Consider the following 10,802-nt stretch of genomic DNA (forward strand, 5'->3'; position numbering starts at 1 on the left):
TGTATGGCCAATACACGGCAGTGGGGCCGTCCTCGCCAGGCCGAATGCTGAGAACCCGCGGCGGTGCAAGCGTCGAGGGTGGGCTATGCGCCTGCGGCGCATCAAAGGCAAAGGATCAAAAACAGGCACTGACAGTGCTCGAACACTGCTACGCACTCACGACCCTTCGGTGCTTCCGACGGCGCGGCAGGCGAGGTGCAGGGCCAGGCGTTCGTCGCGGTGGTGCAGGTCGACGGCGAGGAGACGCTCGATGCGTTCGATGCGGGCCGCGACCGTGTTGCGGTGCACGCCGAGCACCGCCGCGGTCTCCGCGATCGACGACTCCGCGTCCAGGTAAGCGGCCAGCGTGCGGACCAGGTCGCCGGGTTGGCCGCGCAGCGGCGCGATGAGCGCGCGGGCCGCGGGTTCGAAGGTGTCCGTGCGGGTCCACTCCAGCAGCAGCTGGGCCATGCCGAGCTGGTCGACGTGCAGGAAGCGGCCCGATTCGGGGCGGGTCCTGGCCAGCCGCGCGGCGTCGGTGGCCTCGGCGATCGTGGTCGCCAGCCCGTCGGCCTGCGGGTGCGGGCGGCCGACGCCCATGTGCGCGTCCAGGGTTCGCTGGAGTTCGCGGGTGACGGTGCGCAGCTGCGCGGCCAGCGACCGCACGCGGTCGGCCGTCGGCTCCTGCTCGAAGGTGACCCAGCCGGTCCAGCCGTCGCCGTGCTCGACCACCACCGCGTCGACGCCTCCGGCGTGCAGCACCCGCTCGACTTCCCGTGCCCGCGCGACCGTGTCCACTGTGGATTCAGTGCCGATGCGGATGCCGATGTGCCAGCCGCCGAGGCTCCAGCCCGCATCGGCCGCGCGGCGGCGCAGGTCGGCGGTGGGCTCGTCGTCCAGGCGCAGGAGATCGCCCAACAGCGCGCTTTTCGACCTGGCGTCGCGTTCGAGCTCGAGCCGGTTGGAGAGCAGCCAGCGCTGCACCGCGGCAGCGGCGACCGACAGCGCCGGTGGCACGGCGTCGGCGCGAGCGGCGCTGCGTTCGGGGAGCTCGGCGGCCAGCCAGAGTGCCGGGCGGGCGGTGTCCAGGAGCAGCACCGGGTGCGCAAGCAGCACGCCTTCGTCGAGCTGGGCGCTCTGCGGGACCGGTTCGTGCACGCGGACTTCGGTGGCGTGGGGGAGTTCGCCGGTGATCAGCGCGCCGCTGTCGTCGAGCAGGGCGACCGATGCGTCGAGCAGCTCCTGCAGGGTCGTGACGACCTCTTCCGGCGGGCGGATGCGTGGGCCGAGCGCTTCGTGGGTGGCCAGCACCAGGTCCGCGCGGTCGAGCGTCGGCGCGGCCAGCAGCAGTCGGGCCGAGACCAGCAGGTCCAGCGGTGATGCGGTCGTGGCCAGCAGCGGGACGCCGAGCCGTTCGGCGAGCAGGCGGGTGGTTTCCAGCAGGCCACCGGCCGGTAGCAGCACTCCGGCGCCATCGCCGTCGGCGACCCGGCGGATCAGCGCGTCGATGCGCCAGTCGGTGGCCGGGATCGACTGCACCACCACGAGTTCGCCGGGTTCGACGGTGTGGTCGGGCGCCATCGGCCGGACCAGCCGCACGACGCGGTCGACGTCGCCCGCCAGCACCTGCACCGACCCGCGCCACTCCGGCACCGCGAGCAGGCGGCGCACGCTGATGCTCACCGCACCTCCAGCAGGACCGGGTCGCAGTCGATGCCGAAGGCACGCGGCGCCAGCACCGGCAGGCGGCGGGGATCGGTCCAGAACGCGGCGGCGGGCAGCTGCAGGACGGCGACCTCGACGCCTTGGCGGAGGACGTCGCACTGGACCGGCACGCCGGTGCGGTGGTCGAGCACGGCGAGAACGTCCGGTGTGGACGCGACCGGTTCGCCGTCGCGCATCGCGACCAGGTACTCGTTCTCCATCTCCAGCCGGAGCAGCGACCGGGTCCGGTGGTCCAGGACCGTCGCGCTGCCCTGGGCGAACCCGGTGGGGCCCGGCCGCCGCGACACCTCGACTACCCGGCCCTGCCCGAGCACCCGTCCGCCGGTGGCTTCTGCGAGGTCTTCGGGATCCATCGAAAGTGCCTGTCTCCCCAGGGAAATCGCGGAGCTCACGGTGGCCGGGATCGCGCACTGCGGAAGCTCGGACGCCGGGATCGGGGCGAGCGCGAGGACCGCCCAGCCACCGGAACCGGCGAGGAACGCGCGCGCGGTCCGCTCCACCTCGGTCGAGGTCGCTTCAGCGAGGACCAGCACCTGCCCGCCGGGCTCAGCCAGCACGACGGGTGTCAGTCCTTTGCCCGCAGCAGCGAGGGAGAGCTGGTCGAGTCGAGGCACGCCGCGCCCCGACAGGTCCGCGTCCACCACCGGCAGGTCCAGCTGACCGCCCACGACCAGCGGCATGACCCCGTTGAGCCCGCCGACCTCGATCGACACCAGCGCGTCGGTGCCGCGACCGGTCCACCGCTCGATCGCGGCGATCGCGGCCCGGAACTCCGCCCCGCTGGGCAACTTCTCGGCGAACACAGCGGTCGCCCCGATCACGCCGATCGGCACGACCTGAGCATCAACGGCCACCTCGTCGACCGGTGTGAGCGCTGCCCGACATCCAGCGCCGAGTCGCGCGCGCAGCAGAGCGGCGGCGGTGACGGTGTCGCCGCCACCACCGGACCCGAGCAGCGAAACGCCCCGCTCCAGCGCGGGCACGTCCGCAAGGCCGATGCGCACGCCAACAGCCTCCCCCATCAGCGCGAACTGAGCGCGGACGGCCTCAGCGAACGGTCTTGACCCGGTAGACCAGCACCCCGCCGACGAGCGCGATGACGGAGGCGACGGTGTACAGCACGGGGTAGCCGCCGAGGTGCGCGACGATCGGCGCGGCGACGGCCGGTGCCAGCACCTGGGGGAGCGCGTTGGCGATGTTGATCACGCCGAGGTCCTTGCCGCGATCCAGAGCCTCCGGGAGCACCTGGGTGATCAGCGCGAAGTCGACGGACGTGTACGCGCCGAACCCGATGCCGAGGACCAGCGCCGCGACGACCGCGCCCGTCCAGGTCTGCCAGCCCGCGAGCAGGAACCCGGCGACGGCCATGATCACGCCGGACCAGGCCACGAAGACGCGTCGGTTGGCGATCCGGTCCGACCAGATCCCGGCGACCATCACCGAAATCAGCACGGTCACCGCGTCGATCACCGTCAGGACCAGCACACCGCCGCCCGGATCGGGCAGGCCCACCGCGTCCTCGAGGTAGAACAGCAGGTAGAGCAACGTGATCGAGTTGCTCAGGTTGATCAGGAACCGGGTCAGCCACGCCCACGCGAAGTCGCGGTGTCGGGTCGGGTCGAGCCAGAACCCGGCGAAGAACGCGCGCCAGCTCCACGGCGGGCGCAGTTCCGCCGGCAGCACCCGGTCCCGCCGCAGCAGCACGTACGGCACCGGCGAGAGCAAGACGAACACCGCGCACGCGAGGTATCCGCCGACGATTCCGCCGCCCGCGACCGCGAGCCCAGTACCGGCCATGATCCCGAATGTCTGCGCGACGCCGAAGTACCCGCCCGCGGTGCCGCGTTGCTGCTGCGGCACCTGGTCCGGGATGGCGGCGGACAGTGCGGCGAACGGTGCGTTGAGCGCGGTCTGCACCAGGCACCACCCGGCGATCATGCCCACCACGTCCTGCGCCGCGGCCATCAGCAGCAACCCGGTGACTCCGCCGAGCGTGCCCACCGCGACCCACGGAATCCTCCTGCCGAAGCGGGAAGCGGTGCGGTCCGAGAGCGCGCCCCAGATCGGGTTGGCCAGCATCGAGAACAGCGCGCCGATCCCGGCCGCGACCGCGAGCACGGCTTCCTTGCTACCGGGGGAGAACGCGTCGGCCTGCTTCGCGAGCAGGATCTGCAACGGCCCGTACCAGCCGACGAACGTGCCGACCGTGGCCAGTGAGAACGCCAGCACCCAGCGGGTCGGCACCCGTTCGGTCGGTTCGCCGAGACCGTCCGGGTCCGTGGTCATCGCGATGCTGCGATCTGGTCGCGGTACCAGCCGAACGACGTCTTCGGGGTGCGCCGCTGGGTCTCGTAGTCGACGTGCACCAGCCCGAACCGCTTGGTGTATCCCTCCGCCCACTCGAAGTTGTCCAGCAACGACCACACGTAGTACCCGCGCACGTCCACCCCGGCGTCCATCGCCGCGCGCACCGCGTCCAGGTGCGCGGACAGGTACGCGACGCGTTCCGGGTCGTCGCACCTGCCCTCGGCGTCGACGGTGTCGTCGTAGGCGCAACCGTTCTCGGTGATCACCAGTGGGGGGAGGTGTTCGGCGTAGCGCTCGTGCAGCGCGGTCAAGATCTCGGTGAGCCCCTCCGGCGCGACGGCCCAACCGAACGCGGTGCGCGGGAACCCCTGTGGCGCGAGGACTTCGAGGGGAACCTCGCCCTCGGTGGCCCGGACGGAGTTGATCGAGTAGTAGTTGACGCCCCACAGGTCCGGCGGGGTGTGGATGACCGCCATGTCGTTGTCCGCGACGAACGGCTCGATGAGCGGTTCGAGCTCCGCGGGGTACCGGCCGAGCAGCACCGGGTCGGTGAACAGCCGGTTCTGCAGGACGTCGTAGAGCGCGGTTGCGTCGCGGTCGGCGTCCGAGCCGGTGTGCGGGCGTGCCGGGGCGTAGCTGGTGATCCCCATCAGCCGACCGCGTTCCCGGAGCACCCGCGCGGCGTGGCCGCTGGCCAGCAGCAGGTGGTGCACGACCCCGGCGGCCTCGTCCAGCGGCACGGACAGCCCCGGCGCGTGCTCGCCGGTCACGTGTCCGAGCGCGAAGTGCTCGAACATCTCGTTGATCGTGGACCAGGTGCCGACCCGGTCGCCCAGTCGTCCGGCGACGATCTCCGCGTACTCGGCGAACCGCGCGACGGTGTCCCGGTCCTGCCAGCCGCCCGCGTCCTGCAACCATTGCGGCAGGTCCCAGTGGAAGAGGTTCACCGCCGGGCTGATCCCCTTGTCCGCCAAGGAATCCAGCAGTCGGTCGTAGAAGTCCAGTCCGGCCGGGTTCGGCTTGCCGGAGGCGTCGGGGACGACCCGCGACCAGGACACCGACAGCCGGTAGGAGTCGATTCCGAGGTCGGCCATCAGCGCCACGTCCTCGGTGAACCGGTGGTAGTGGTCGCACGCGACGTCGCCGGTGGAACCGTCCGCCGTGGTGCCCTCGGTGCGGGCGAAGGAGTCCCAGATCGACGGGGTGCGCCCGCCCTCGCTCGCAGCGCCCTCGACCTGGTAGGCCGCCGCGGCCACGCCCCAGGTGAAGTCAGGTGGAAAGCTCGTCATGAACCGCTCCTCCACGCAAAAAACATGAAGATGTTTCGGGTTCAGCCAGGGTGTCGTGGGCTGGCGTCCAAGTCAAGAGGTGAGTGGCCAGACCTCAGCGCGGTTCAGGTGGTGAGGCGGAATGGCGCTCGCGGGTGGCGATGGAGCGTGCGGCCATCGCCACCCGCGAGGATCAGGGGCCGACGAGTTCTTCGACGGGTTGGAAGGCGTAGGGCAGGTCGAAGGCGGTCGGGCCGAAGACCGCGAGGGCTTCCGGGGTGCGCATCAGGTCCGGGGTGGAGATGCCGATGACCGTGATCCGCTGGCCGTAGCGCAGGGATTCGGTGGTGATCGGTTCCGCCTGCTCGGAGTCCAGCACGCACACGAGGTCCGGCACCACGCACCGCACCTCGCCGTCGACCAGCGCCACCAGGTTCTCGTTCTGGAACTCCAGATCCAGCGAGTGCGCACCGTCGAAGGACACCGCCGCCGCGCGCCCGCGCGCGAACCCGGCTTCGGTGCGCCGCTCGACGTCCGAGACCTTGCCCCGGAACAGCACCCGCAGGTGCCCGTACAGGGTTCCCTTCAGCACCTCGCCGAGGTGCGCGACCGGATCGGCGTTGCGCTCGCGGGCTTCGCGGATCGCCTTGCCGACGGTGTGCGCCAGCGTGAGCGTGCGCGGGATCGCGGTCCGCTTCACGTCCGCGCCGCTCATCGAGTACTCGGCGATGTGCGCGACCCCGCCCAGCCGGATGGTGACGCCGCGCGCCAGCCACTCCATCCGCGCGTTGTCGGCGCCCGCGTCGATCACCGCTGTCTCGCCGCGCTCGCCGGCCACGGCCATCGGCGAACCGGTCACGCCGTAGACCCCGAAGGTCTCCATCTGCAGTTCCGGGAACGCCCGCCCCATGCCGTCGGCGTCCACCACCGGCAGTCCGGTGCGCGCGGCCACGAGCAGCGGGATCATCGAGTTGATCCCGCCACACTCGATCGGCATCGTCGCGGCCGCCTCGGCCCCGAGGTAGGCCTCCAACGCGCGCAGCGCGGCCACCGGTTCCTCGCCGCTCGGGATCTTCTCGTGCACCACGGTGGGTGCACCCATCTGCGCCGTCGGAATCACGAGTGCGTCGTCGTCCACTTCGGACGGATCGAGCACGGTGATCGGCCCGGATTCGCGGATCGCCTGCTGGACGAGCAACCGGCCCACGTGCGGATCGCCGCCGCCTCCGGTGCCCAGCACGGCCGCGCCGCGGGCCAGGTCGACCAGGTGCTCCTCGGTCAGCTGCCAGCTCACCGCCCGACTCCCACCAGGTCGATGTCGTAGCCGAAGTAGCGCGGTCCGGCCAGCTCCAGGCCCTCCGGGGTGTGCCAGCGCGGGTCGGCGGGCGCGGCGATGACCGCGACCCGCTGGCCGAAGCGCATCGCCTCGGTGGTGACCGCCTCGCCGGATTCCCGGTCCAGCGCGCAGATCAGGTCCGGCACCGAGGCCAGCACGGTGCCCTCGCGCTCGGCGACGAGGTGCTCGTTCTGGAACTGCAGCACCAGCTCGGTCCCGCTGTCGCCGTCCATGCCGACCAGTCGAGCCTCACCGCGGGCGAAGCCGGACACGGTGCGCCGCGAGACGTCGACGACCTTGCCGGTGAACAGCCGCTGCCCGCCCAGCCGGCCGACCACGGCGTCCACCGGATCGTGGTGCTCAGCCTGCGCGGTGCGCACCAGCCTGCCCAGCTCAGCGCACAACGTCAGGGTGCCCGGCACCAGGGATTCTCGGGCCTGCTCGCCGGTCATGGCGAAGCTGCTGATCATCGCCGAGCAGCCCATGTCGATGGTGGCGCTGCGGGCCAGCCGCTCCGCCCAGTGGTTGTCCACTGTGTCCAGAACGGCGCGGTTGCCCTTCTCGTCGGCGATGGACATCGGCGTGGCCCGAATGCCGTGCAGCGTCGGCAGCACCATCTGGATCTCCGGGAACGCGCGCCCCATGCCGTCGCCGTCGATCAGCGGCAGGCCCAGCTGCGCGGCGGCGGCAACCGGGATCAGCGAGTTGACGCCGCCGGCCTCGGCGCACGCGATGTGGGTGAGCTCGCGGCCGAGGTACTCGGCGAGGGTGCGGGCGGCCAGGCCGATCTGCTCGATCGACGGCAGCTTCTCGACCATCACGGTCGGCGCGCCCATCATCGCCACCGGCAGCACCGCGGCATCCGCCGGCACGTCCGCCAGCGGTGTCAGTGAAACCGCGCCGTGCTCGTGCAGGGAGGCGCTGGCCAGCAGTCGGCCGATGTGCGGGTCACCGCCGCCGCCGGTGCCGAGGATGGCTGCGCCGCGGGCGATGTCGTCCAGGTCGGAAAGTGCGATCTCGTGCATGATCATGCCTCCAGCTGCAGGTCGCCGACGGCCTTCACCCGGATCCGGGTCGCGTTGCCCGGCAGGTACGGGATGGGCACCTCGTCGAAGTCCACGATGTCCACTGTGGAGGGACTGGCTCCGGCGGCCACCGCCCGGTCGACCGCCTCCTGCTTGGCCTCGTCGACCACCGAGTCGCGCTGGCCCGGATCGATCGCGTACACCCGGTCCACCTCGCCGCCGATCTGCGCGATCGCGGCCCCGATGGCGTTGGCCACCGCGTAGTTCTCCGGCCGGTGCACCTCACCGGCGTCGCCCAGCTCGTCGGGCAGCAGCACCGAACCACCGCCGACGGCGACCACCGGAAGCGGCTCGGCGGAGGTCCGCATCCGCTCGACCGCGTCGGCGTTGTCCGCGGCGATGCGCTCCAACGCGGCGCGCACCATGTCCTTGTCCAAGTGCTTGACCAGCGACGGATCGCCGATCTCGGCGCGCCCGGCGGCCACCGCGATGTCCGTCGCGGTCAGCGTGTCCCCGCCGAACACCAGCGCCTTGGAAGTCAGCTGGTAGCCCACCGAATCGGGGCCGACGGTCACCGGTTCGCCGCGCACCAGGCTGCCGCCGCCGATGCCGATGGACAGCACGTCCGGCATCCGGAAGTTGGTGCGGATCCCGGCCACGCTGACCGCGGTGGTCGCCTCGCGCGGGAAGCCCTGGTTGAGCACGCCGACATCGCTGGTGGTACCGCCGACGTCGATCACCGCGCAGGTGTCGAGGCCGGAGAGCACGGCAGCGCCGCGCATCGAGTTGGTCGGGCCGGAGGCGAAGGTCGCGACCGGGTAGCGGCGCGCGAAGTCGACGTCCATCAGGGTGCCGTCGTTCTGGCTCAGGTACAGCGGCGCGGTGATGCCCGCACCGGTCACCGACGCGGCCAGCCCGTCCACGATGTTGGCCGCCAGCTCCCGCAGCGCGGCGTTGATGACCGTGGCGTTCTCCCGCTCCAGCAGGCCGATCCGGCCGATCTCGTGGGACAGCGAGATCGCCACGTCCGGCAGCTCGGCGGCGATCAGCTCCGCGGCGCGCTGCTCGAAGTCGTGGTTGACCGGGGAGAACACCGAGGTGATCGCGACGCTGCGCACCCCGTTGCGGCCCATGTCGTCGATGGCCTTGCGCAGTTCGGCCTCGTCCAGCTCGGCGATGTGCCGACCGTCGAACTCGTGCCCGCCGTGGCACAGGTAGCTGCGCCCGGACACGGCGTCGACCAGCCGCTCCGGCCAGTCCACCATCGGCGGCAGCGACGCACCGGCGGGCAGGCTGAGCCGCACAGCCGCGGTCGGAGCCAACCGGCGGGCCTCGATGAGCGCGTTGATGAAGTGCGTGGTGCCGATCATCACCGCGCGCACCCCGGCCGGGTCGAACGCGTGCTGCTGCTGGAGACCGTCGATGGCGGCGACGATGCCGGACGTGACATCGGTGGTGGTGCTCAGCTTCACCGCGGCGAGCACCTTCGTGCCGTCCAGCAGGACGGCGTCGGTGTTGGTGCCGCCGACATCAATGCCGATACGCAAGTCCGAACTCCTTCGTCTTGATCAAGTGGTCGTGAGTGCGAAAGCCGGTTCTAGCCGGTTTTCGCACTCACGAGGTCGGTTTCGGACCGGGTGGTGCCGACGCCGCGGATGAGACCGAGCTTCCCGGCGACGACGTAGAGGGCGAAGGCGAGGACCAGCGAGTTGATGCTCGGCAGCCCGATCTCCACGAATCCGCCGAACAGCGCGGAGACCAGCCAGATGACCAGCGTCGCGGGCACCCAGTTCGGCGACGAGTCCGGGATCTCGCCCCGCGCCCGCGAGGCGTCGAGCTCGCCCCTCCAGAGGCGGACGATGAAGTACTCGGCGACCATGATCCCGCCGATCGGCGGGAACGCCACCCCGAGCACGGTCAGGAAGTCGGTGAACTGGTCGAGGATTCCGACCGCGGCCAGCACGCTGCCGATCACGCCGAACATCGCGGTCGCCACGCCGCGGTTGAGCTTCTTGCCGAAGACCGTGCCGACGAAGTTCACCAGGCCCAGCCCGGAGGAGTACAGGTTCCAGTCGTTGATCTTCAGCGTGCCTGCGACGATGACCAGGATCCCGACCCAGCCGACCGACGAGGTGACGATGGTGGTGATGTCGGCGGACCGCACGGCGTGCGCGAGCAGCACCCCGGCCAGGCCGATCACGTATTCGCCGAGGGTGATGCCGACCAGCGTCTGCTTGACGACGTCGCCGACGGTGCGATTGAAGCGGGTCATGTCGGGCGTGATCACCGAACCGGTGATGAAACCGCCGGCGACCAGCGTGGTGCCTTCGAGCAGCGACAGCTGCGGGCCGGGCGGCGCGGAGGACATCAGCGCGCCGATGTCGTGCTGCGTGAGCTCCACGCCGATCGACCAGCCGACCAGGATCAGGAAGGCGGGCACGGACACGTAGGCGACCCAGGCCATCGAGCGGAAGCCGCGCAGCACGATGGCGGTGACGAGCAGGCCGAACACCAGCGCCCAGCCCCACTCCGGTAGGCCGCCGATCAGCGCGACCAGGCCCCTGGCCGACACTGCGGACTGGATGCCGAACCAGCCGATCAGGCTGATCGCGATGGCCAGTCCGATCAGCGCGGATCCGGCGCGGCCGAACCCGGTCCAGCGAGCCAGCATCGAGGTGGACAGGCCTTCGCGGGCGCCCATGATCCCGACGAAGATCGCCACGACCTCCAGGATCACGGCGCCCAGGGTCAGCGCGAGGAAGGCGTCCCAGAAGCTCATACCGAAACCGAGCGCGGCGCCGAGCAGGAACTGGGTCAGCGCGGAGATCTGGCCGAACCGCTGCACGGCAACGGACCACCAGGAGTAGCGCGCGTGGTCGGGCACCCTGGTCAGCGCGTAGTCGTCGACCCCGACGGATGAAGCCATGGGACTCCTCGGGTGGACTCGGAGGGGCGGTTGGCGGACAACGTAAGCCCTGGTCAATCCGTCGTCACTAGGTCAAGTGCACAGTTGGAGTGCGTGCGAAGTGCATCCTGCACATATGGTCGTGAGTGCGTAACAGTGCTCGAACACTGTGCCGACGTGCTTGTTGCCGAAGACGTGGCCGACCTCGTGGTTGATCGCGTAGCGGCGGTAGTCGCCGATGTCGCCTTGGAACGACA

General features: G+C 70.9%; 9 protein-coding genes. All 9 read right to left on the reverse strand.

Annotated features, from left to right (window positions below; all coding sequences use genetic code 11):
* Window positions 1-156 precede the first annotated feature (156 nt).
* On the reverse strand, window positions 157-1,662 hold the full coding sequence (locus ACWCO2_RS20865; protein ID WP_450129411.1) for a PucR family transcriptional regulator: 1,506 nt from the start codon (window positions 1,660-1,662) through the stop codon (window positions 157-159).
* Window positions 1,659-2,726, reverse strand: a complete 1,068-nt coding sequence (locus ACWCO2_RS20870) for a DUF917 domain-containing protein (protein WP_450129412.1) — start codon at window positions 2,724-2,726, stop codon at window positions 1,659-1,661. The genes ACWCO2_RS20865 and ACWCO2_RS20870 overlap by 4 nt, the downstream gene beginning before the upstream one ends.
* A 25-nt stretch (window positions 2,727-2,751) precedes the next feature.
* Window positions 2,752-3,990, reverse strand: a complete 1,239-nt coding sequence (locus tag ACWCO2_RS20875; RefSeq protein ID WP_450129413.1) for an MFS transporter — start codon at window positions 3,988-3,990, stop codon at window positions 2,752-2,754.
* Window positions 3,987-5,300, reverse strand: a complete 1,314-nt coding sequence (locus tag ACWCO2_RS20880) for a GH1 family beta-glucosidase (RefSeq protein WP_450129414.1) — start codon at window positions 5,298-5,300, stop codon at window positions 3,987-3,989. Before ACWCO2_RS20880 ends, ACWCO2_RS20875 begins: the two co-directional genes overlap by 4 nt.
* 172 nt (window positions 5,301-5,472) lie before the next feature.
* Window positions 5,473-6,573, reverse strand: coding sequence for a DUF917 domain-containing protein (locus ACWCO2_RS20885; protein ID WP_450129415.1), 1,101 nt, complete (start codon window positions 6,571-6,573; stop codon window positions 5,473-5,475).
* Entirely contained in the window at window positions 6,570-7,640 is a 1,071-nt protein-coding gene (locus ACWCO2_RS20890) for a DUF917 domain-containing protein (protein WP_450129416.1), read from the reverse strand. The genes ACWCO2_RS20885 and ACWCO2_RS20890 overlap by 4 nt, the downstream gene beginning before the upstream one ends.
* 2 nt (window positions 7,641-7,642) lie before the next feature.
* A complete protein-coding gene (locus tag ACWCO2_RS20895; RefSeq protein ID WP_450129417.1) occupies window positions 7,643-9,187 on the reverse strand; it encodes a hydantoinase/oxoprolinase N-terminal domain-containing protein in 1,545 nt (514 codons plus the stop codon).
* A 50-nt stretch (window positions 9,188-9,237) separates the two neighbouring features.
* Window positions 9,238-10,566 (reverse strand): purine-cytosine permease family protein, encoded by a 1,329-nt coding sequence (locus ACWCO2_RS20900; RefSeq protein ID WP_450129418.1) that lies wholly within the window; start codon window positions 10,564-10,566, stop codon window positions 9,238-9,240.
* Between the two features lie 72 nt (window positions 10,567-10,638).
* Window positions 10,639-10,802 (reverse strand): DUF3152 domain-containing protein (locus ACWCO2_RS20905; RefSeq protein WP_450129421.1); only part of this gene is annotated, 164 nt, incomplete at its 5' end.

This window comes from Saccharopolyspora sp. NPDC002376, assembly GCF_053593195.1.

What these genes read in the sequence shown, in the direction of transcription:
- ACWCO2_RS20870 (WP_450129412.1), bottom strand. Translation starts at nt 2,726, where the DNA reads ATGGGGGAGGCTGTTGGCGTGCGCATCGGCCTTGCGGACGTGCCCGCG.
- ACWCO2_RS20875 (WP_450129413.1), bottom strand. Translation starts at nt 3,990, where the DNA reads ATGACCACGGACCCGGACGGTCTCGGCGAACCGACCGAACGGGTGCCG.
- ACWCO2_RS20880 (WP_450129414.1), bottom strand. Translation starts at nt 5,300, where the DNA reads ATGACGAGCTTTCCACCTGACTTCACCTGGGGCGTGGCCGCGGCGGCC.
- ACWCO2_RS20890 (WP_450129416.1), bottom strand. Translation starts at nt 7,640, where the DNA reads ATGCACGAGATCGCACTTTCCGACCTGGACGACATCGCCCGCGGCGCA.
- ACWCO2_RS20900 (WP_450129418.1), bottom strand. Translation starts at nt 10,566, where the DNA reads ATGGCTTCATCCGTCGGGGTCGACGACTACGCGCTGACCAGGGTGCCC.